Source organism: Brevundimonas sp. UBA4553 (assembly GCF_002387245.1).
Classification (GTDB): domain Bacteria; phylum Pseudomonadota; class Alphaproteobacteria; order Caulobacterales; family Caulobacteraceae; genus Brevundimonas.
Genome location: NZ_DGLD01000019.1, coordinates 366,451 through 387,872, shown reverse-complemented (window position 1 = coordinate 387,872; position 21,422 = coordinate 366,451). Strand labels below are relative to the sequence as shown.

Annotated in this window: 22 protein-coding genes and 1 pseudogene; 10 read left to right on the top strand and 13 right to left on the bottom strand. The window is 62.2% G+C overall.

Going from position 1 to position 21,422, the window contains the following annotated elements; all coding sequences use genetic code 11:
• Window positions 1-158: 158 nt before the first annotated feature.
• Entirely contained in the window at window positions 159-5,096 is a 4,938-nt protein-coding gene (locus B4A39_RS14305) for a DEAD/DEAH box helicase (RefSeq protein WP_292037229.1), read from the top strand.
• A gap of 235 nt (window positions 5,097-5,331) precedes the next feature.
• Window positions 5,332-6,420 carry a hypothetical protein gene (locus B4A39_RS14300; protein ID WP_292037228.1) on the top strand — a complete coding sequence of 363 codons (1,089 nt, stop codon included), beginning with the start codon at window positions 5,332-5,334 and terminating at the stop codon, window positions 6,418-6,420.
• Window positions 6,421-6,815: 395 nt separating this feature from the next.
• Here B4A39_RS14300 and B4A39_RS14295 read toward each other — a convergent pair whose 3' ends face one another.
• Complete coding sequence (locus B4A39_RS14295) at window positions 6,816-7,712, bottom strand: hypothetical protein (RefSeq protein WP_292037227.1); 897 nt, start codon at window positions 7,710-7,712, stop codon at window positions 6,816-6,818.
• 78 nt (window positions 7,713-7,790) lie between these two features.
• Here B4A39_RS14295 and B4A39_RS14290 point away from each other — a divergent pair, with 78 nt between their 5' ends.
• Entirely contained in the window at window positions 7,791-8,492 is a 702-nt protein-coding gene (locus B4A39_RS14290; RefSeq protein WP_292037226.1) for a recombinase family protein, read from the top strand.
• Window positions 8,492-8,713, top strand: coding sequence for a ribbon-helix-helix protein, CopG family (locus tag B4A39_RS16490; RefSeq protein WP_409449553.1), 222 nt, complete (start codon window positions 8,492-8,494; stop codon window positions 8,711-8,713). The genes B4A39_RS14290 and B4A39_RS16490 overlap by 1 nt, the downstream gene beginning before the upstream one ends.
• A gap of 27 nt (window positions 8,714-8,740) precedes the next feature.
• On the opposite strand, the gene B4A39_RS14285 is transcribed toward B4A39_RS16490, so the two are convergent.
• Window positions 8,741-9,688, bottom strand: coding sequence for a hypothetical protein (locus tag B4A39_RS14285; RefSeq protein ID WP_292037224.1), 948 nt, complete (start codon window positions 9,686-9,688; stop codon window positions 8,741-8,743).
• A gap of 312 nt (window positions 9,689-10,000) precedes the next feature.
• Window positions 10,001-10,618: a hypothetical protein gene (locus tag B4A39_RS14280; RefSeq protein WP_292037222.1), complete on the bottom strand. Its 618-nt coding sequence runs from the start codon at window positions 10,616-10,618 to the stop codon at window positions 10,001-10,003.
• Between the two features lie 101 nt (window positions 10,619-10,719).
• On the opposite strand from B4A39_RS14280, the gene B4A39_RS14275 reads away from it, so the two are divergent.
• Window positions 10,720-11,079, top strand: a complete 360-nt coding sequence (locus tag B4A39_RS14275; RefSeq protein ID WP_292037221.1) for a hypothetical protein — start codon at window positions 10,720-10,722, stop codon at window positions 11,077-11,079.
• Window positions 11,080-11,084: 5 nt separating this feature from the next.
• Here the strand turns inward: B4A39_RS14275 and B4A39_RS14270 are convergent, their stop codons facing one another.
• The 6 genes and pseudogenes from B4A39_RS14270 to B4A39_RS16485 all read right to left on the bottom strand — a co-directional run.
• Complete coding sequence (locus B4A39_RS14270) at window positions 11,085-12,800, bottom strand: site-specific integrase (protein ID WP_312217453.1); 1,716 nt, start codon at window positions 12,798-12,800, stop codon at window positions 11,085-11,087.
• 940 nt (window positions 12,801-13,740) lie between these two features.
• A complete protein-coding gene (locus B4A39_RS14265; protein ID WP_292037219.1) occupies window positions 13,741-14,088 on the bottom strand; it encodes a helix-turn-helix domain-containing protein in 348 nt (115 codons plus the stop codon).
• A gap of 37 nt (window positions 14,089-14,125) precedes the next feature.
• Complete coding sequence (locus tag B4A39_RS14260; protein WP_292037218.1) at window positions 14,126-14,572, bottom strand: hypothetical protein; 447 nt, start codon at window positions 14,570-14,572, stop codon at window positions 14,126-14,128.
• 12 nt (window positions 14,573-14,584) lie between these two features.
• Window positions 14,585-14,926, bottom strand: a complete 342-nt coding sequence (locus B4A39_RS14255; RefSeq protein WP_292037217.1) for a hypothetical protein — start codon at window positions 14,924-14,926, stop codon at window positions 14,585-14,587.
• A gap of 146 nt (window positions 14,927-15,072) precedes the next feature.
• On the bottom strand, window positions 15,073-15,330 hold the full coding sequence (locus B4A39_RS14250) for a hypothetical protein (protein WP_292037216.1): 258 nt from the start codon (window positions 15,328-15,330) through the stop codon (window positions 15,073-15,075).
• A 112-nt stretch (window positions 15,331-15,442) separates the two neighbouring features.
• A pseudogene (locus B4A39_RS16485) lies at window positions 15,443-15,592 on the bottom strand (sigma factor-like helix-turn-helix DNA-binding protein); the annotation flags it as partial.
• Window positions 15,593-15,759: 167 nt separating this feature from the next.
• On the opposite strand from B4A39_RS16485, the gene B4A39_RS14245 reads away from it, so the two are divergent.
• On the top strand, window positions 15,760-16,032 hold the full coding sequence (locus B4A39_RS14245; protein WP_292037215.1) for a hypothetical protein: 273 nt from the start codon (window positions 15,760-15,762) through the stop codon (window positions 16,030-16,032).
• Window positions 16,033-16,146: 114 nt separating this feature from the next.
• Here B4A39_RS14245 and B4A39_RS14240 read toward each other — a convergent pair whose 3' ends face one another.
• Window positions 16,147-16,326: a hypothetical protein gene (locus B4A39_RS14240; RefSeq protein WP_292037213.1), complete on the bottom strand. Its 180-nt coding sequence runs from the start codon at window positions 16,324-16,326 to the stop codon at window positions 16,147-16,149.
• Complete coding sequence (locus tag B4A39_RS14235) at window positions 16,316-17,035, bottom strand: SOS response-associated peptidase (RefSeq protein WP_292037211.1); 720 nt, start codon at window positions 17,033-17,035, stop codon at window positions 16,316-16,318. The genes B4A39_RS14240 and B4A39_RS14235 overlap by 11 nt, the downstream gene beginning before the upstream one ends.
• A 690-nt stretch (window positions 17,036-17,725) precedes the next feature.
• Here B4A39_RS14235 and B4A39_RS14230 point away from each other — a divergent pair.
• Window positions 17,726-17,923, top strand: a complete 198-nt coding sequence (locus B4A39_RS14230) for a hypothetical protein (RefSeq protein WP_292037209.1) — start codon at window positions 17,726-17,728, stop codon at window positions 17,921-17,923.
• A 303-nt stretch (window positions 17,924-18,226) separates the two neighbouring features.
• Window positions 18,227-18,883 (top strand): Crp/Fnr family transcriptional regulator, encoded by a 657-nt coding sequence (locus B4A39_RS14225; RefSeq protein WP_292037207.1) that lies wholly within the window; start codon window positions 18,227-18,229, stop codon window positions 18,881-18,883.
• Between the two features lie 111 nt (window positions 18,884-18,994).
• Here B4A39_RS14225 and B4A39_RS14220 read toward each other — a convergent pair whose 3' ends face one another.
• Window positions 18,995-19,621 (bottom strand): Crp/Fnr family transcriptional regulator, encoded by a 627-nt coding sequence (locus tag B4A39_RS14220; protein WP_292037205.1) that lies wholly within the window; start codon window positions 19,619-19,621, stop codon window positions 18,995-18,997.
• Between the two features lie 9 nt (window positions 19,622-19,630).
• On the opposite strand from B4A39_RS14220, the gene B4A39_RS14215 reads away from it, so the two are divergent.
• Both B4A39_RS14215 and B4A39_RS14210 read left to right on the top strand, forming a co-directional pair.
• Window positions 19,631-19,837 (top strand): hypothetical protein, encoded by a 207-nt coding sequence (locus B4A39_RS14215; protein WP_292037204.1) that lies wholly within the window; start codon window positions 19,631-19,633, stop codon window positions 19,835-19,837.
• Between the two features lie 54 nt (window positions 19,838-19,891).
• Window positions 19,892-20,674, top strand: a complete 783-nt coding sequence (locus B4A39_RS14210; RefSeq protein ID WP_292037202.1) for a Crp/Fnr family transcriptional regulator — start codon at window positions 19,892-19,894, stop codon at window positions 20,672-20,674.
• 84 nt (window positions 20,675-20,758) lie between these two features.
• Here the strand turns inward: B4A39_RS14210 and B4A39_RS14205 are convergent, their stop codons facing one another.
• Window positions 20,759-21,403: a hypothetical protein gene (locus B4A39_RS14205; RefSeq protein WP_292037201.1), complete on the bottom strand. Its 645-nt coding sequence runs from the start codon at window positions 21,401-21,403 to the stop codon at window positions 20,759-20,761.
• Window positions 21,404-21,422: the final 19 nt, after the last annotated feature.

Sequence of the window (21,422 nt, the reverse complement as noted above, 5' to 3'; positions counted from 1 at the left end):
TGACTTCCCCACGACGCCAGCCGCGCTCGGTCAGCGAGTCTATTGCCTTCCCATTTTTGCCAACGCACGCCACGGTAGCCGGGGGCGTCCACACTCATCGTGAGAGCGACCCCGTGCGGCGATAGCCGCGCCTACCGCCTACGATCTGGTGACACCGTATGTCCGACTTCCGCGCCCTCCTGAAATCCTTCCGCGACGCGGCCAAGAGCGAGCGTGAGAAGGGCAGCTACTTCGAGCGGATCGCGGTCGATTTCATCAAGAACGACCCCGGTATGGCCCAGGAATACGAGGACGCTTGGCTGTTCTCCGACTGGGCGAAAACCAACGGCGTGGATGGGCGCGACACCGGCATCGACGCCGTGGCCAAGCTCAGGGATGACGGTGGCTACTGCGCGATCCAGTGCAAGTTCTATCGCGAAGGGCACCGGATCGCGAAGGCGGACATCGACAGCTTCTTCACGGCATCGGGCAAGAACCCGTTCGTCCGGCGGCTCATCATCGACACCACGGATGCCCCTTGGAGCGGGCACGCGGAAGAGGCCCTCGACGGCCAGCAGATTCCCACGACCCGGATCGGTCTCGACCGCCTGTCCGACAGTCCCATCAACTGGGCGGCCTATCTCCACGAGGAGAAGATCGAGGTCGCGCCCAAGAAGCAGCTTCGGCCGCACCAGCAAGAGGCCCTCGACTGCGTTCGTGACGGGTTGGCTGAGGCGGATCGCGGCAAGCTCATCATGGCTTGCGGAACCGGGAAGACTTTCACCGGGCTCAAAATCGCCGAGGCCATGGTCGGCAGGGGGAAGTCGGTTCTCTTCCTGGTGCCGTCGCTGTCGCTGATGTCCCAAACGATCCGCGAATGGACGATCGACTCCGCAACTCCGCTGGCGTCGTTCGCGGTCTGCTCGGACGCCCAAGTCGGTAAGCGTCGCAAGAACAGCGATGATGTCGCCGAGGTCGAGGCCCACGACCTCGACTATCCAGCTACGACCAACGCGGCAAAGCTGGCGGCGAAGGTCGCCAAGGCCGCACCGGACCGAATGACGGCGGTGTTCGCCACCTACCAGTCGCTACCAGTTGTCGCCGCCGCACAGTCCCAGCACGGCATGGCTGAGTTCGACCTCATCATCTGCGATGAGGCGCACAGGACGACTGGCGCGAGCTTCCCCGGCCAAGAGGACAGCAACTTCATCAAGGTGCACGACCAGTCGTTCATCCAAGGCAAGAAGCGGGTCTACATGACCGCGACGCCTCGTGTGTTCGGCGACAGTGTGCAGACCAGGGCTGCCGAGGCCAGCGTCGAACTTTGCTCGATGGATGACGAGTCGATGTTCGGCCCGACCCTGTTTGCGCGTGGCTTCGGCTGGGCTGTCGAGAACCAGCTTCTGACCGACTACAAGGTGATCGTCCTTGCCGTCGATGAGGCCATGGTCAGTTCCAGTATGCAGCGTCGGCTGGCTGACGGATCGAGCGAGTTGAAGCTCGACGACGCGACCAAGATCATCGGCTGTTACAAGGCCCTGACGAAGAACGGTCTCAGCGACGACGTGGCCGCCGACCCGGAGCCGATGCAGCGGGCTCTGGCCTTCTGCAAGGACATCGCCAGTTCGAAGCTCATCAAGGACGAGTTCGCGGCCGTCATCAGGGACTACCTCGCCTCCGAAGAGGGCCAAGAGACGGAGGCCGGGCGCGCGCCGCTGGGCTGCGAACTCCAGCACGTCGATGGCACCTATAATGCCAAGGAACGGACCCGCGCCCTCGAATGGCTCAAGGAAGACACGGGCGGCGAAGTCTGCCGCATCCTGACCAATGCGCGATGCCTCTCGGAAGGCGTGGATGTCCCTGCTCTCGACGCCATCCTGTTCATGCATCCGCGCAAATCCCAGATCGACGTCGTGCAGTCTGTCGGCCGGGTGATGCGTCGGGCCGAGGGCAAACGGATGGGCTACATCATCCTGCCCATAGGCGTTCCGGCCGGAATGACGCCCGAGGAGGCCCTCAAGGACAACGAACGCTATCGGGTCGTCTGGGACATTCTGAACGCTCTTCGCTCACACGATGAGCGGTTCGACTCCACCATCAACAAGATGGGCCTTGGCGTGGACGTCAGCGACCACATCGAGGTTGTCGCCGTCACCAACAAGCTCCCCACCAAGGCCGGGGCAGCCAAGGGCAAGGCGAACATCGGCCAGGGCAGCGCGGCCGATGATGACGAGGCTGGCGATGCACCGTTGAGAGGTGTCTCGGACATTCAGACTGAGTTCGTCTTCGATGAGTTCGCCAGGGCGATCATGGCCAAGATCGTCAAGAAGTGCGGCAAGCGGGACTACTGGGAGGACTGGGCGACGGACATCGCCAAGATCGCCCAGACCCACATCACCCGCATCACCACCACGGTAGCCAAGGAAGGTTCGAAGGAGCGCGACGCGTTCGAGAGCTTTTTGGCCGAGATCAGAGACGACCTGAACGATTCCATCTCGGAGGCTGAGGCCATCGAGATGCTGGCCCAGCACATCATCACCAAGCCGGTCTTCGAGGCCCTGTTCGAGGACCACAGTTTCGCCCGGAACAATCCCGTGTCGGTGGCGATGCAATCCGTCCTCGACGTCCTCCAGGAGCAAAACCTGGAGAAGGAGGCCGGGGCCCTACAGAACTTCTACGACAGCGTTCGCCGCCGCGCCGCCGGGATAGATTCAGCCGAGGCCAAGCAGCGGATCATCGTGGAGCTTTACGACAAGTTCTTCCGCAAGGCGTTCCCTCGCATGACGGAGAAGCTCGGCATCGTCTACACCCCCGTCGAGATCGTCGATTTCATCATCCGGTCAGTGGACGAAGTGCTCCGCTCCAAGTTCAATCAGAACTTGGGCAGCGAGGGCGTCCACATTATCGACCCCTTCACCGGCACTGGCACGTTCATCACCCGCCTTCTGCAATCCGGCCTGATCGCGCCTGAGGAGTTACGGCGGAAATACCAGGGGGAAATCCACGCCAACGAAATTGTCCTGCTCGCCTACTACATCGCCGCAATCAACATTGAGGCGGTCTACAGCGCGCTCACTGAAAGCGAATACGAGCCCTTCGGCGGAATTTGCCTGACCGACACCTTCCAGCTTTGGGAGAAGGACGATCTGGTTTCCGGCATGATGGAGGACAATGGCAACCGCCGAACTCGACAGAAGTCATTGCCGCTTAAGGTAATTATTGGAAATCCGCCCTACTCCGCAGGTCAGAAAAAGCAGAACGACAACGCGGCAAACGTGAGCTACCCAGGTCTCGATTTAAGAATTCGAGAAACCTATGCGGCCCGCTCATCAGCGACCAACAAGAACTCACTCTACAACAGCTACATCCGAGCGATCCGGTGGGGGACTGATCGCATGGGCGAAGCTGGAGGCGTTCTTGCCTATGTAACAGACGGCGGGTGGCTGGAAGGCAACGCGATGGACGGCCTTCGAAAGAGCATCGCTGACGAGTTCTCCGACCTATACGTATTCCATTTGCGGGGAAACGCTCGAACGCAGGGCGAAGCTCGTCGGCGTGAACGAGACAACGTGTTCGGGCAGGGCAGCCGCCAACCTGTTGTGATCCTCATTCTTGTGAAGAATCCGGCGTCCACGACGCGGGGAGCGATACATTTTCACGATGTCGGGGACTATCTCAGTCGCGAACAGAAGCTCAACGCGCTGACCGCGATGCGTTCAATCGGGGGCGTTTCAGAACGCGACGGTTGGACCCCGATTCTTCCTAACGAGGACGGCGATTGGATCAATCAACGAGATAATAGCTTTGCCGATTTCATCCCAATGGGAGACAAGTCGGATATAGCGTCCGACCCGATTTTCGCGACTTTTTCACAAGGCATGCAATCGGCCCGAGATGCGTGGGTTTTCAACTCATCCCGTCCTGCCTTGCTGCATAATGTCTCGAAGATGATTGAAGCCTTCAAGCGAGAGCTTGACCGGTTCGCATCGCTCGGCCGCCGCTTTGAGAATGCGAAGGCGCGAGACGCGTTTGTCGATTCTTTTGTGACCAGCGATTCCACCCAGATTAGCTGGAGCCGTGCCCTCAAGGGATCGGTCGGTAAGGGGGCATCCATTGAGTTCAATGAAGCCCATCTTCGGGTCGCAGCATATCGGCCCTTCACAAAGCAATGGTCCTACGCTGATCGTAAGCTGAACGAGTATGTTTTCAGAATTCCGGCCATGTTCCCTGACTCCAAAGCGGAAAATCGGGTGATTTGCGTCAGCGGGGCTGGGGAAAGCGTTGCATTTTCCGCGCTTATGATCGACGCGCCGCCCGAGTTCAAAACCCACTATAATGGTCAGAACTTTCCTCTCTACACATACAACTCCAAGCCTTCGCCCCGTGACGACCTCTTTGGAGCAGGCGACATTGAGTGTGCAACGCCATCTCCATCTCGGAGATACGCAATAACCGCCTCAACGGTGAGCAAATTCGCGCTCGCATATCCCGATGAAAACACCAGTGAGGAAGAGATATTCTATTACGTCTACGGGGTTCTTCACTCTGAGGATTACCGAGAGCAATACGCAGATAACCTGTCCAAGGAACTCCCCCGCATCCCACTGGTAAGGACTGCTGCTTCGTTTTGCTCCTTCGCCGCCGCCGGACGACGGTTGGCGGAACTTCACGTGGGCTATGAAACTGCCACCCCGTATCCAGTCACCATCAGAGAGGGCGATCTGTCACTCGCCGTCGTCAATGATCCCGAAGCCTTCTATCGGGTCGAGAAGATGAAGTTCGGCGGCAAACGTCCGAACCTCGACAAGAGCACGGTGATCTACAACCCGCGCATCACGATGACGAACATCCCGCTCGAAGCCTACGGCTACGTGGTCAACGGAAAGCCCGCCCTGGAATGGGTGATGGAGCGTCAGGTCGTGAAGACCGACAAGGACAGCGGCATCGTCAACGACGCCAACCGCTACGCCATCGAGACGGTCGGCAACCCGGCCTACCCTCTCGAACTCTTCCAGCGGGTCATCACGGTCAGCCTTGAGACTATGAAGATCGTCCGCAGTCTTCCTGCGCTCGACATCATGCCTGAACCCGACGCGGCGGCCTCAACCACTCACTGACGGGTCGTTCTAGAGGCCACTTGTCCGAGCGAAGGCCGCCGCCGTTTGGGCCGGGGCGGCCTAACTCCCTGGCAAATCGCGAATGCTTCCGCGCCGGTCGCGACGTGGTCGAAAGTTCTTGAGTTCAGACGCCCCCGTGTGCGAATCTGAGCACATGGTCACACAGCCCTTACCCGAGAGATTTCCAGGCGGCTGAGCGCAGTGCTCTCGCCTTTCTCTCGATCAAAAGGCGAGCATGACCCCCTTTCTCGAACGTTACGGTGCCGCACAAGCACGTCCAGGCGTCGGCTGGTTCCATCCGCTGAGCGGCTGGTTCCTGGTCGAAATGATGAAGCTGGAGGAGTTTCGGCCGGGCATCCTGGCGGTCGCGACACGAGCATCACCTATCTGGCGGAACGCGGTGGCAGCAGCCCTCTCGTCCGGTGTCATTAGTTCTCCTGAGGGCTTCCTGCTCCGGGCAAATGGGGACGTCGCTGATAGACACACTGTCGTTCAGATCGCCGACGCCTTCATCGCGATGAAGCCGACCCGCATCATCGAAGCCGCTTATCCTGATGCCCCGCCAAGCCTCCCCGCCATCCTCAAGAAGATCGGGAGCAGCCTCCTCAACACATCTGACGCCTACGGTCGGCTGTATGCGCTCCTGACGTCCCAGGAGCCCGAGCAACGGGCGCGGCGGCGAGTGCTTGAGGGCGTCGATGCGCGGCTCGATGACGAACTCATCCAGGCGGTAGAAATTTTGGACATCGGCATTCTGTCGCCCAAGACCGCGATGGCGGTCAGGACTGCTACGGAGGCTCACAAGCTGAACACGCGGCTGCCGATTATCCGTCAGGCATGCTCGATGGCTACCGACGCTGCGCTCCGGCAATCAATCGAGGATGCTCCCCATTTCCGCGCAAGCAACTGGGTGCGAGGTTGGTTCGCCAAAGCAGACGTGCTGCCCCCTCTGGGGATTGGGCTGGACCACGATCCGGGGATTCAACGCATCGTTCCCTCCATTGCTCGGGCCATGGGAAGGGAGTGGCAGAACTGTCTTGCGGGGCACGTGAACGCGATCGCTCTTGGAGCCACGGCCTATCTTGCGATCGGCGACCTCAGCGTAATTATCGTCCTCACTCAAACCGATGGCGGTTGGCTGCTCACTGGCATCCACGGTCGGGCCAATATGCCGGTTTCAATGGAAACTGCCCGACGTGTGAAGGAGCGAGTGAGCGGCCAAGGCGTCCTCTGCTTTCTCCCATGCAAGCCGCCGCGCGAACTCGAAGGGGTCTTTCATGCACTGGACGACCTCGACTTCGACCTGCCTGGGATGGGCCACTGACGGGGCGCGTCTACCTCCGCCGCGACGCGCAAGATGCCTTAGCGGGAACCATGCCAGTCAAACCTCTGGTCCTTCCAACGCGCACCTAAATAGGGAATGCGTCCTCCTTTAGATTTGTCTCGCCTCTCTCGACCGGCCACCCCCTCACCGGCTGCCGCCAAGCATCACGTCGTAATCACTATCGGCTGCGATGACCCAACCGACCGGCTGCAACTCTTCGAAATGTTCGATTGGCTCCAGAGCGAGACTACGGCTCCGTCCTGTCGCTGGTCCACACCCCTTCGGGACAAGTGGGGTTTCGGGTTCGTATCAGCGGTGGACGCCGTTCACTTCAAGCTAAGATTTTGCTGACCGCCACTGTATATATAGGTCATCGAAAGTGATAAATCAGTCTATCAGAACAGTATTGGCATAGGCTCAATATATCGCTCTATAGATTCTTCATCACACATTTCACGTTGTTTCGGTTCATGTCTTTGAATCTGACAACTGCGCGGTCTAATCCACAACCTTACGCTTTGGAATGAGCGGGACCAATCGTTCAAATATTCGTAATAGGCTTTCCTCCAAACGATATTCCAAGGCTCAGGGCCGGTCACGTGGGCGTTGGAGACGCTGCTGTGTTTCAGCGAATAGCGGACTACGCTGTTGATGTTGTCCGAAACGGTTCGCTCACCGTCAAACGGCCGGATGTGAACCTGGGTAGGGATCGACCAGCCCCGCTCAAGCTCGCGAGCGAAGGCGTGTCGATCCACGCTAGCTAAGCTGACGATGCAGTGCAGGGTGGTGACCCATACCGGTCCGTCTCCAGCGTAAGGGACGCCCATCGCTTCGAACTGCGCCTTCTTGCGCGGCAGCAGATCAGCGAACCTCTCCGGTTCAAAGGCATCCACCTCCATCCATCCCACTGCCTGGAGATCACACCATCTGGCCTTCGACCGGCGATTTTGTTCGATGATGTTTCTGAGCTTCCGCTTGGCCGATGCGAAACTCGGGCCGATGTCGGTAACAGAGCCCACAAGCTCAAGAACGATGCTGACCATAACCAAGTCGTCGTTTTTCGCACCAGCCAACGCGGCCTGGACGGCCGCGACCTGTTTGCGGACATAAGTCTCCCGGCACTTGGCGCACGCGACAGCACCGCACGCCACGGAGTTCTTGTATTCTGTGCTCGTGCCGCATTTCCGGAGGCGCGAAAAAAGCGGTGATGAGGGACCCGTCGCGAGGGCGGAAATCAACTCTTGGGTCCCGCGTTGGGCTTCGATCCTGAGCTTAGTGAAGTAGCTGGACATCCGATATTTAGTCGGACGCCCGAAGCATGCATCTCAAATGTATTGCGAACGCAATGCGTTTAGACTATCAAGTTAGCCATGACGAACGTTCATGCTCATTTGATGCCTCGCTACGTGGCCCTCTACCGGGTTAGCACTACCCGGCAAGGACGTTCGGGGCTGGGTCTGGAAGCGCAGCAGGACGCGGTGCGCCGGTTCATCGGGGATGACGCGGTTCTCCTGGACGAAGTAACCGAGATCGCCTCCGGGCGGCCGGGGCAGAGGCACGGACTTGATCGCGCACTCAGCCTTTGCCGTGTCCACAATGCAGTCTTGGTCATTGCTCGCCTTTGTCGGCTGAGCCGTGATCCGCTCCTGTTGATGGAGCTTGACCGAGCGGGCGTGGACTTCGTCGCTGTCGATCTCCCGAACGCTAACCGCCTCACCGTCCGACTGATGGCCCTCTTGGCGGAAGAAGAGACTCGGTTGGTTTCGGAACGGACCCGTGCAGCCCTCCAGGCGCGACGTGATCGCGGCCTTCCCTTGGGGGGAAACAACCCTCGCATTGGCGAGTCGTCGGCAAAAGCGGCCGCAAAAAGCGCGACTGTGCGAGGCCAAGCCGCTCAAAAGCGCGCGCGCGATCTCCTGCCCATCGTGGAAGCCTTGCGGTCGGAGGGCTGCAATAGCCTTTCGCAACTGGCGTCGGGCCTCAACGAGAGGGGCGTGCTGACGCCCCGCCGCTCCACCTGGAGACCCCAGTCGGTGTCCAACCTCTTGAAGATGCAGGAAACGATCAACTGATGGCGAGAGAGCCCATGGTGCCGCTGAACCTGAGGGTTCCTAGTGGCCTTCTTCAACAACTCGATGAACGCGCTACGGTCCTCAACCGGGACCGCAGCGAGTGCATCAGAGAAGCGATCGAGGCATGGCTCGTCCCCCAACCGCGATCACTTGAGGCACGCGTTGAGAAATTGGAGGGGCGCATGGCCGAACTCGAAGCAGGGTCCGCAAGAGTCGCTTAAAGGTTCGCGAGTTTCTTCTCCCCTTTGTCAGTCGGTCATAGTTTCCTCCCAGCGTTTCATGAACTCAATGACGTTCGAGGCCGGGACGCCGATCTCATACACATCACTTTTACGGTTCCGTTTGCGCGTTGCAGGCGGCGCAGGAACGGGACCGAAAACCGTTTTAGGAAGCCGCTTGCTGGCCGGGCGTGCTTCGCTCGGCGTGATTTTGAACGGCGTCGGCGGGGGCGTCTGATCGCTTTCACGGGTCAGCCGGTTCTTGAGGTAAAAGTTTTCGAGATCGGTATCCATGCGCCCCAAACGTCGTTGGTTCATGTCCGATGCGATCTGATGCAGGGTGCGTGGTGACACTGTGTCGAGGCGGTAGACGTTGACAGTGAACCAGTCGAAAGCGCGGTTAACCGTATCGAGATTGATCGGCATCCCGCAGTAGTCAACGCGCAGAAGTCCCCCCGTCTGCGCCAGCGCAATCGAATACTCCCAAAGTTGGAGAAGGTCGTGGGGGATGTTGATAGGGCTGGCGCGGCTGAACAGAGCGGAGCAATGGCCCGCAGCGGAGCGTTCCATCCACGTCCTGTCGAGGAGGTCTTGATTGGTCGCCACGAAGATTCCTCCCGGCACGTCAACACATTCTCCGTCCCAGTAGCGAAGATCACGCGCGCCCGTCGCCGTCTTCAACACGTTCGCCATACGCTCGGAACGGAAAATGACATCTGCTTCGTCGAGGAAGAGAGCTTTGCCCTCGATCTGGGCTTGTTCGATGCTTTTGAGGAGCGACAGGTAGTTGGTCGGGTTACAGGTGAGGAACCGCTTCTTGGTCACACGCGAGATGTTGTAGCTCTTCCCGATTCCAGGGGGACCGGAGAAATAGGCGGCGGACCGCTGCCCCAGCACGACGCTTTGGCAGAGCTTTTCGACCATATGCATGGCCTCCGCGATGGGGTTTGATTTTCTGACTTCCAACCATTCAAGCATGGTCGTCCGATGTTCCATTTTTTCTCGTTTCACTTGGGAGGGGTGCGGGGGAAGGTCGGTCGGAAAGGTGAGAGGGGTTGGCGCGCGCCACGTATCTGCCCCTGTGAGGGGACGCGTCTGTCACCGGAGTGACAGTATGGGTCGGTTGCTTTTTTGGGTGCTGGAAGGACGCCTGGACGTCAGTTCAGCAGGGTTGTCCTTGAGGGGACCGGAATCCGCTCACGGGCCTTCGTCGGAACGAAGGGTCTTGGCCAAGACAAGAAGAACTTACCCGGCAAATGCGGGGTCGGGGGATCGGAGAGACCGGTCTCTCTATCGGCCTCGGCGGATATGATCCGTGATACTTTGAACGGGGTCGTCCCCGACATTGGCGGCGAGGCCATCACGCTCACGCTGTGACTCGTGCATCCGATGGAGGACGCGTCGCAATAATGCGACGCCCTCAGCCGATAGCTTGACCGGCTTGTTGCGCTCATCGGGAAGCGTTTCTGGGTCGATGGGCTCGAAGAACACGGCCAGCGCAGTGTGGAGCGTGTGCCCAAGGTCTTTCGGGAGGCGTGAATCGGCCATCAGCGTCTTGCGCTGGGCTAAGTCCCCCTGGCCAGTCCGATTTAGATAGTGACCTTGCGCGACGCGGGCAAAGACCAACGCCTGTTTGAGCGTGGCGTTGGTGGGAAGCTCCTCGGCGAATGCCGACAGAATGTCATGAACTCGGTTCGCTTGAGCAAGCGGGCGAGCGCGTTGAGCCAGGGTTTCGAAGGTGACGTCGTCGCCTTGATCGAGTGGCATAAGCGCGGCCATCACGCGGCTTAACCCGAGGTCGCTATGAAGATAGTCGAGGATGTCATTCTTCAACTCGACGGGTGCATGCTCATCCGCCGCAACCTCAAACAGATAAGTCAATTTCGTGAGGTGCTGGCTCGCGGGCATGCTGCATGGTGTGTCACCCGACTATCGAGTCAAGGGCGCAGGGCGGCTGGCGAGTTCGGGTTGACGGCCGTCCTGGCCACCCCCGACATAAGGACAGGCTTATGGGTTTGTTGACCCTCCGCTGGCGCGGCGTATCTTTGGCCGAAGGAGACCAAGCCATGCCGCCAGTCTACGTCGCCCGCCTCTACCGGAACGAAGAGACCAACTTCATCGACAGCATGGCAATCCTCGAAGCTGACGAGGAAGCTGCTGCTAATCAGGCGAAGATCGTCCTAGAGGCGCGCTTCCGTGGGGAACGAGAGGCCCGCTTGAAGCCGACCCTTGTCGATCTCTGCGAAGCCTTGCCGAACAATCGCTATCGCGTTCTGCGGCGGTTCTATCTCATGCCCGACAATACATTTCACGAGCGACCCGTGCATCAAGCAGACACGGGCAGGGCGGCGCGCGTCGAGCAATACTAAGGCCCCTAGCGAGCCAGCCTGAACGTCGGATAGTCGATCAGGTCTATCGTCTCCTTCAACTTCCTGATGTCGGCCCCCTCGCCGTATCTGTCGTTGATCTCGTCGAACTCGCCCTCTTCATGCCCCACCAGAAGGCGAGCCAAGACGGGGTTGGCCTTGGGATGACGCAGCGCGCGGATCGCCGTGTGCCGGAACGAATGGAAGGGCTTCTTCTTCGCGTCCATCCCCTCGCCCTTGACCATGGCGTTTGCCTTGCAGAACAGGCCCCACCACTTTGAAAAGTTGACCGTCCGACGTTGTCCGCGCGGTGTCATAGAAGGGACGAGGTCAGGGAAGAGGTAGCCGTCGCTCTTTTGCCTCTTCACGTAGTCGAGGAAGCCCAAGTCGATCAGGCGGTCATGCAGAGGCACGATGCGGCGGCTCTGCTCGTTCTTGAGTGAACGATCACGCTCGTCGTTCTCCTCATCAGCACGGTCGAGGAGGTCTATGACCCAAATGCCTTCGATCTGGCGTATCTCGCTCACGAGGGTCGAGCCGATCTCTTCCATGCGCGCGCCAGTATAGAGGGCGACGATCGGCATCCAGAATTTGGCGTCGCGGACCACCTGCTCCCCCGGCGTGTCGCGATAGCCATCGTTCACGCGGCCAGAGAAACCGGTGAAGGCGGGCTTGCTGAAAATCTCAGCGATGTCGGCGGCGTCAAAGGCGACGCGAGCTTTACGCTTGCGCGGCGGTTTGGCCATCGTGTCTTCGGCCGGATTAATGTCGATCCAGCGGTTCTTTTGCGCGTAAGCGAACATCCCCTTGATCGTGTTGAGCCACTTCCAAACGGTTGCTTGGTCGAGGCGGGGTGTTGCCGCACCTTCCCCCTCACCCCAGGCGATGATGTCGCTGAACGACCGGGCCAGGACGGCTGGGTTCTTCGTGTTGGGGAAGCGAAGTGCTTCGACGCGGAATCGCGCCAAATCATGGGGCTCGATCTGGCCGATGGCCTTCGCTACGAGAAATTCGTCGAGGCGTTGGACGTAACCCCGGTTGCGCGCCTCCAGCTTGATCGAGGCGACGGGAGACCAGCGGTCATAGAGTTCAAGGGGGGTAAGTCGCGATTCGTCGCGCACCGGCGTGGATTCCGAGGGCGTCGCCGCAGCGACCAGGGGCGCGTCGCGTTCTTCCGGCCAACCGTTGAAGTCGTCACGTTGGAAGCGATCCCGGAACCCTTCGACGTCGCTCCATGCTTCCCGGAACCACTCGCGGACGTTGGCGCGCTGGATCACCGGGTGATCGACCGGGATAGAGAGGACCTCGGCCAACCGGGCATCAAAGTCAGTGATCTGGTGGATGGTCGAGTGATGCTGGAGGGCGTAGCGGACCGACGATGCCGCGACCGGGTCATGAGGCGTAGCGGTCCCATTGAAGGCGTCGAGGTAGGCGTCATCAATGGCATGATGACGCCATTGTCGGATGGCTTCGAAAGTCTGCGGGATTGTCAGCCGGGCCACGGCGGGCGGTGCGGCCGAGACAGGCGCAGCGGCAGATTTCCGCATGTCCTTGATGCGCTGCTTGATGTCCGCGATCTTGGGCGCACCCAGGCGGATTGCTTCGTTTTCGTCCGTGGTTGTGAGGCTGACGATCTCTTCGCGCTTGCCCCAACGGACTTGCAAGTCGGCGGGAATTGCGACCCGCACACGCCAGATTCCATCCCTTTTGTGGAGGCCCTTCATTACCCGCATTTTGTATCACCGTTTTGTATCAGGGATACGGTCAAACCCCGTAGGGGCGGGCAATACTGAATCGGAGGGCGGATGGCTGGGGAACTAGGACTCGAACCTAGAATGACGGTACCAAAATCTGAAATTTCCAACGAGGACACCGACACTTAAGGTGTAAAACCCAATCAAACAGAATCCAGAGAAAACAACGACTTAACCGACCACTGTAAAACCCCAGCCTTAGCTATTGGCAGCAAGGCGGGAACGATGGCAGGTCCGCTTCCTCCCGTCGCCCTAGGTTCGAAGGCTACCCCCGCACCTAGGTCAGTATGGCCGAAAGCGAGCTCTGCCTTAGCCCGACAGATGACGCGCCCTTAGCGCGCCTGGACGGTCGTGCCCATGGCTTGTAGGGCCTGGCGGGCTTACTCATAGAATGCACTTGCCTTCAGAACGTGAGGGGCGCGGATATACCAAACGCTCTGCAGGCCTTCTCCCAGACGCGGGTTGCGCCGCCCTGCATGGCGAGGCCGCTGCGATCGATTTCGTCAAGGACGCCGTCCCATCTGAAGGCGCTCGGGCACACGCCCGAGGGCCACCCTCTCCTCGACAAGGCCGGAGTGACCCCAGATGACCGCGTCGTGGCCATCGGCAAGGACGTCGGTCCCTTCGTCAGGGTCGCCGCAGGCCGCCAGTGGGACCGCGAAGCGAGCGTCAGGATCCTGGCCTGACCCTCAAACGAAAGAGCCCGTCCCGGAACGCCGGGACGGTGAAGGTTTCGGGTTTGAACATGTCGACCCACAAGGGGGTCAGCAGGGCAATCAGAAGATTTGCAAACCTAAGATTGCGCCGGTGATCAAACGCACCACCAGACATGGTGTCAAGTTTGGCGGATGATCTCGAGGCCTGACCAATATCAGGCCGGCCATGCTCCTGCCGCCTCAAGCGCGTCCCGTCAGGGAGTGATCAGCGCCTGGGCCAGATCCAGCACAAGCCGTTTTCGCGTCGGGCTCAACTGCGCGTAGGCCGCCAGCAGCTGTTCCTGGTCTATGGACTTGATGGTGTCGGACGGGCTTCCCCCGTTCGGAGCCACCATCGCGCTGAAATCAGTGTTCAAAGCCCGGCTAAGCTGGAGCAGCATGCTGGCCGAAACGCGGTTGGAGCCCTGCTCGTACTTCTGGATCTGTTGAAACGAGAGGCCGACGGCCTTGCCCAATTCCGCCTGCGTCAGTCCCTTCACGGTCCGCACGATACGCAAACGCTCGCCCAGCTCCTGGTCGAACTCGGTCGCCGATCGTTTCAAGCCAGGATCCTCTCGCCAGTCAGACGAAAAGGCTAGGCTAGGCGGCCCGCGTCCGCAACCAGCCCGCACAGGCAGGCTCCCCGGCCAGCCATCGTTCCCAGGCGCCGAGACCCGCACACAGCGGAATGACCAGGCCCGGGAGCATCCTGTAGGCGATATAGGCGCGCTGATGGATGCTTGGCTCCAGGAAGACGGTGGCGTGGGCGATCACCACTAGGACGGCGTTGGCCGCGGCCATGAGCAGCCACCATCGACGATAGGCGATCGCGAGCCAGCCCAGACCGATCGCCAGCAAGACGTCCGCGGCGACCACGGCCGGCTTCAAGCCCTCGATCCGCACCCAGCCCAGAAGAACGGAGAAGGCATAAGCGGCGAACAGCATGCCGGCCGCGCGCCGCTCCGGTTCGCCGCCCAGACGCCAGCATAGAGCGGTCAGCCCCAGGCACAGGCCCCATAGCGCCAGTATGCTGACCGATCCGCTCAAGTTCGCCCCTCGTCAGGCTACGGCCTGCAATCGGCCCGTCTTGACCACGGGTCCGTCGTCAGCGGGTTTAGTCTCAGGACCCGCCGCCTGCCAACCTATGCCCAGTTCCGCAGCCTCGCGTTTCAGGGCCCCGTGCGCGCTGACGATCTTGTGGCGGGAGCTGGTCAAGCCGGCGACCAGGGCGCCGACGTCTTCCAGCGCCGACTGTCCCACCACGGCGGATATCCGATGACGAATGCGCCCGCGCGTCATCAGCGAGGCCAGGTCATTGACCTCGGCGATCGCCATGTCGAGGGCGCGCTCGGCGGCGTAAAGTTGACGCGCCAGTTCCACTCCGAAGGCGTCTTTGCTCATAGCTCAGCGCTCCTCCCCGATCCGGGGGAAATAGGTCCTCGGTGTGCGAGGAGAGTTTTAGCGAGAGCGATCGGCCGTCTGGAGACGGATCTGATCGCCGATGACGATGTCCGCGACCGCGCTGAACAGGAGCGCGCTCACGGCGATCAGCACGATGACGAGGGCGAGGCGGACAAGGGGATTGCCGGGAGGCGGTCGATATCCTCCCCGCGGCCCGCCAGAAGCACCACCACGGACATCAGTTCCCTCAGAAAGGCCTCCGGCGACGCCAGGGCCTCGGGCTGCCGCAGGCCGTCCAGAAGATATTCGTGCAGGGGATTGCGCCGGTCCGCCCCCATGAAGGCCAGAGCGGCCTCCAGCTGCGCCCAGTCCCACTGCGGCGGTTCGCCCGTTCTCATCGCCATGCCCCGTCTCCGTGTTGATCGCCTCAACCGAGCGGGTCGGGTCCAGCCCCGCCATGGGGTGCGTCGTACCCCCTGGTACGTTTCGTTCCAGAATCGCCAGAGCGGCCTTGCGCGTGTTCACGCCAAGTCTCTGACAGGCCTCGTGAATATGCTTCTTTGCGGTAGACTCCGAGATCCCCGTCATGTGGGCGATCTCCTTGGTGCCATGGTGCCGTGTGAGCAACAGACACTCTCTCTGCCTCGCGCTCAAACGATCCGGCATCATAGCGCACTCCCCTGGATCGTCCGAGCTAATCCACCCCGCGCCACGCGTCTACAGGACAGTTAACAGTGAACCGCGTTCAACTGGACAAGCTCGCGCCACCCCTGTTAGAAGATCGGCCGCCGACGCAACCCTGCATGGTCTTCGTCGGAGGGGCGGGGGCTTCCATGACTGACATCGTCGCTGAGGATTTACGGGCGGACCTGGCTCGCGAAGTCCAGATCTGGATGAACGACGCCTTCGCCAAGGTGGATTTCGACGCCTCTCCTGACAGGGTGGTGGAAAGCCTGACCCTCGCCTGGAGCGACGTCGTTCTTCGGATCGAGGCCGTGGAACAGGGCGGGTGTTCCGGCGCCCCTCCCTGCCCCGGCGTCCCATCCGCCTTGTCGTCCGAGATGAAATCCCGGCCGCGCGCCGCCCTGCTTGATCCCGTCGGTTGAGCGCGCGGTCGGCCTGGCCTTCACAATACGTCGCTCAGGATCGTAGCGTGCGCTCAGGCCCATGTATCGAGAAGAGGCTTTACACCGCCGGCTTCGACAGGAGCGCGCAGAGATCTAGCTGTCCGATCGTTCCGAACGACGATGCAGGTGCGCCGCCGTCTCCTCACACATCAGAGCCCTGAACCGCAGCCAGATCGACGCTCCGATCCAGCTCGCCCGGCGCGATCGTTCATGAAGACGATGCGCGTCGCGCGACAGCTTCAGCGCCAGTTCGCGTTCGTCGTCAGGCGTCATCCAGGGGCGCTCCTCGCTTTACGATGGAAAGCGCGCCGTCAGCCAGAGGCCGCTGCAGACTTCGCGCCTCAGCCCAGGGCGCTGACAGCCACCGCTCAAGGTCCTCGTCCTCCGTCAGGATGACGGGCATGGCCTTGGGGTGGACCGCCTCCACCTCTGCATTGGGTTGGCAGGTAAGAAATCCAAATAGGTCAAGGGTTTCTCGCCCTTTGTTAAGGGCGCGGACGCCGGTCCAACGTCCTCGCCAGAGGCCGGCGAAGAAGGCCAGCGGACGATCGTCGGACAGGGCGAACCAGATGTCGCCGCCCGCAGCCCTGTTGAACTCGCTGAAGCTGGTGAAGGGGACCAGACATCTCTGCGCCGCCGCCTGGTAGGGGCGCCAGTGGAGGTTTTCAGGATGGCGGATATTGGTCAGCCCCCTGTCCGGCTCGTCCTTCAGCAAGAGGTGCAGATCCGCCCGCTCGCCGCGGCTCCTCATCCTGTCCGCGCGCCGTCCTGCCGCCTCGAGGATCGTCCGGGACGGCGACGGCAGGCCCCACCGCGCCATCGCCAGCTCTCGAACCCCGTCTTCTCCGGTCCTGATGACGGGGGCCGACTGGTCCGGAAAGATCCCAGGCTGAGCCGCGAGATTGCCGGTCAGATCGCGCATGGCGTTCGCGGCTTGGCGAATCGCCGCCTGGCTCGTGGTCAGGGCGTACCGGTTGCACATCGGGCCAGCCTCTCATGCCGCCCTTCCGATGTGGAGTCGCGATGGAAACCCCACCGGAGCGAGCGCGCACCAAGCCAGTAGGCCGTGCGGAACCTGGCCAGACCATGAGGGATAGAGCGGTCCGACGCTCCGTCCTCGACGTTTGGCATGCGTCGCACGCCACGGGTGCAACGCCTGCCGCACGAAGGATGGAGCGCATCACTGCTCCTCTGCTGCAATGGGTCGTGCGGCGAAGGGTTCCATCCCGGGTCCGCCGTGAGAGATGCATAGCTTCGAAGCAATGGCTCCAAAGCCAGTTGACCTCACGCCGCCCGCTCCATGCTTCTAGGGAACAGATGCTGACCGACGGGGCTTGGTTTCCCGCTTCCACCGCAAGGAAAGACCGCCATGGACCCCGCCGAAAAACCGCCCATCCTGCGACGGCCGAACCGGCTTCCGCGGCTTTTGGGCCTGATCGGACTGTTGCTGGCCGTGATCTGCCTCGGCGCAGCTCTGACGGGGTTTTCCCGAAACCAGGAAAAGCGACCGGATCCCACGATGACGGGCGTCGAAGCGCCGCTGGAACGCGCCGCCCAAGGCCGACGAACGCCTGCCGCGAAAGTCGGCAATCCAGTGTCGGACCCTTGGAACGCCGAGGCCTGTCCTCTCGTTACCTCCTCCCGCCCAACCGAAGGGAGACAGGCCCGCCCCATGTTCGACGACCCTGCCGCCGAAGAAGAGTTTCTGGCCGCCATGGCCAACCGCGGCTTCTATGTCTTCATGTCTCCGCCCGCGGAAGCAGCCTCCACGCCAGCGGCTAGGGCGCGCGCCCTTACGGCCGCTGCTCTGGAACCCGCGTCAGGCGACTCTGAATCGGTCTTGCTCCTCGACGCTCGTCTGGCTGCGTGAGCCCCTCCCCGGCGCCCGCCTCTACGCGACCGCGCGAGGCTCGCCCGACGACAAGCAGATCAATCCGGACGGAAGCGCTTGAGCCGATGCCAGGTCTACAGACCGTCCAGCGGTCGTAAATCGGCCTTCGAGCTTCACCGAAAGTCGCAAAAACCAACCTATGTAAAGAACTGAGCGCCGAAGCCATGCTGTTGGTCTAAGGCCATGAAGAATCAGTCGGAAACAGGTCTTGGAGAACGGCTCACCTCCCCGTTGGAGCGGATGTTGGCCAGTTTCGCCCCAGTCGCCCCCGACGATACGACGATGATCCGTCGCAGCTTCACCGCCGCTCCCCAGCAATTGCCGGCCGGAGCCGCCCTCCCCCTCGATCCCGAGCGCAATCAGGCGCGCCTCGTGGTGAAGGGCTGGATTGCGCGGGGCGCCATGCTCACGGATGGTCGACGCCAGATCGTCGGTCTCAGCCTCCCCGGGGATGTGATCGTCGCTTCCGGGTCGGTCGACGCCGACCTGCAGGTTTGGGCGCTCACCGAGATCGTCACGGTCGACGCCACCGCCTTCTGGATCGCGCTTTCCGAACCTGGGCCCGCGGCGTCCCCGCTTCGCGAGGCCTGGCGACGCTTCCGGACCGCCGAACGCCTGCGGATGGCGCGCCAGGTCATCCGCCTCGGTCGGCTGAACGCCTATGAACGCACCGCCCACCTCCTGCTGGAGCTCTATGAACGGCAGGTACGCTTGGGAACGGCCGGCGGCGGCGTGCTGCACCTGCCGCTGACGCAGGACGTCCTCGCCGATATCCTGGGCCTGAGCGCCGTCCATATGAATCGCACGCTGCAACAGCTTCGCCGCGACGTCCTGGTTGATTACCGGGCCGGGCGCACGGTCTTGCAGGACCTGAAAGGCCTGACCCAGGCCGCCAGCCTAAGCGCGGTCTGCGGCCCCCTGCTGCCCGCGGCTTCCTGACAGGCTGGAGGCGCAATCGGACCGACCCAGGTCGAGCCCATACAGGGACGCTTCCCTGATCCGCACAGCGGGCCGGTTCGGACGCGGCCCATCACGTCGTGGGGCCGAGATCTAAACAGGGGCTTTCGACAGCCGCAGATAGGTGGGATCGAATTCCGCCTGTTTCGCCAGGGCGTCCCAGTCGCGCAATTCGATAACCCGCCCGGTCCAGACCACAATCCCCGAGGCGCGAAGCTGGGCGATCGATCGGTTGACGTGGACGTCCGACAGGCCGAGCACGTCGGCCAGGACCGCCTGGCTCAGCGGCAGCTCCATCCTCCAGTCCCCCGCCCGATGCACCGTCACAAGTCGCAGATAGAGTTCGCAAAGAAGGTGGGCTAGGCGCGCCAGGGCCGTTCGGCGTCCCAGACCCGCGATCCATTGGCGGTGCACCGCCGCGTCGATCAGGGTGTCCATCCATAGGAGTCGGGTCAGATGGGGTTCTGTTTCCGTCAGGCGACGCAACCCATCGTGGGGCGCGCGGCTGATGGCGCAGTCCGTGAGCGCCACCACCCCGTGGTCCATCGGATTCATCATCAAGCTGTGGAGGTCGACGAAGTCGCCCGGGACATTCAGTTCCGTGATCTGTCGGGCGCCGTTGAGAAGGACGACATAGCGCGCGGCGAAGCCGTCGAGCACCAGGCTGCTGTAGGCGGGCGAGGAGTATTGCTCGGCGATGTCCACGCCCGCGCGGACCACGACCGGCGGTTGCAGGACATCGCCGAGGGCCTGTCGTTCCCGCGCGTCGAGGTCGTCGCGACGGGACAGCTTTTCGATCAGGGGGTTGATCAGGACGATCTCCTCGCCGTCAGTCGTTCAACCTCTGTCATAATCCCCCGACAGCGGGCCCGTTCCGCCATGAAGGCCAGGCATCAGCGCCTGGCCCTGCGCGACGCCTCCATCTGCCTTCCTTAACCCATGTAAGTGCGGCGACTTCCGACTGCTCCAGTCTTTGCCTGGGAGTATCAGATGACAGCAGTGATCAGCCTCGTCGACACCACGGAAAACGGCCGGCGCCCGGGCTTGGACCTTGGCGACCACCCCGTGTTCCAGGCGCTTCCGCCCCAGGTGCAATCCCGGGCCCAGTCCCAAGGCGTCCTCATGCCCATCGCGGCGGGCCAGACGCTGGCGGAAGACGGCCATTTGACCTTCGTGCTTTCCGGCGTCCTGGGTCTCTTTCCAAACGGAGGGCGGATCTGCGTCGCCGCGGTGGTGGCCGGCTCGGTCCACGGATGGGACCAGGCCCTCCACCCCGAATGCAACCGTCCCGAGGCGCGGGCCCTGACGGACACGCTGGCGTGCAGGACGCCCGCCGCCAGCGTGATCGACGGCCTCGGCCGCGACTGGCTCAACCGGCTTGTAGCCTTGCAATCCTCCCTTCGACTCATGGCCCTGGCCGAGGAAGCGGCCTGCAACGGGTCCCATTGCGTGCAGGAACGTCTGGCGAAGTGGCTGGTCCGCCTGCACTGCGGGGCTAACGGCGCGCCCCTGGGGCTCACCCAGGCGGACTTCGGAGCCATGCTCGGCGTGCAGAGAACGAGCATCAACGCCGCAGCCGGGCGTTTACAGGAGAAGGGGCTGGTCAAGTTCGGGCGCGGCAAGGTCCAGATCCTCGACCTCCCTGGCCTTCGTAGCGCTTCCTGCGGCTGCGGCGGGGGGACGCCCCTCCCTTCCACCCGCCCTTCCCCAACCGCCATGCGACCCGCTGAGCCCTCAAGCTGGGCGCCGCCTGTCGAGCCCACCGCCGCCTGAAAACGAAACTCGCCGCGACCGCGGATACGAAAAGGCGCCGCTCCTCGGGGAGCGACGCCTCAGTCCGGTTTTCGATCAGGCCGCTTAACGGTAGCGTGCGCGCTCTGCCTCGATCTGCTCGCGGGAATAGGGCTCGCCGCGCGGGTCGAATTCCGTCCATCCGGCCTGACGGTAGGCGCCGCCTCGCGTCACCGCGTCCAGTCCTTGGCGGTTGTTCAGAATCGTCTCGACCCTGGCGCGCTCGGCGTCGGACGTCTTCACGCTCACCAAGGTCCCGCCGCGACGAACGCCTTCGGCGTAGACGTGCGCATCGTCATCGCCATGCCCGGCTTCCTTCAGGGCGCCGAGAAGCCCGCCGGTCGCGCCGCCTGCGGCCGCGCCGACGGCCGCGCCGACCGCGGTCGACGCTAGCCAACCGGCCGCCACCACGGGGCCCAGGCCCGGGATGGCCAACATGCCGAGGCCCGCCAGCACCCCGGCGCCCGCTCCCAGCGCGCCGCCGGCGGCCGCCCCCTTGCCGGCGCCTTCGCCCACGTCGTTGACGCCGTCGCCGTTCCGGTCGCCCAGGGGGCCGGAGGCGTGGCCGTCATGGCGATGCCCGGCATGCCAGTCGTCGGCGTTGTTCGAGATGATGCTGATGTCCGAGGCAGCCACGCCCGTGGCTTCGAGCTCCGAAACCGCCGCCAGGGCTTCGGTGTGCCGGTCAAACAATCGGGTTACGGTCGTCATGGAAAATATCCTTTAAAAC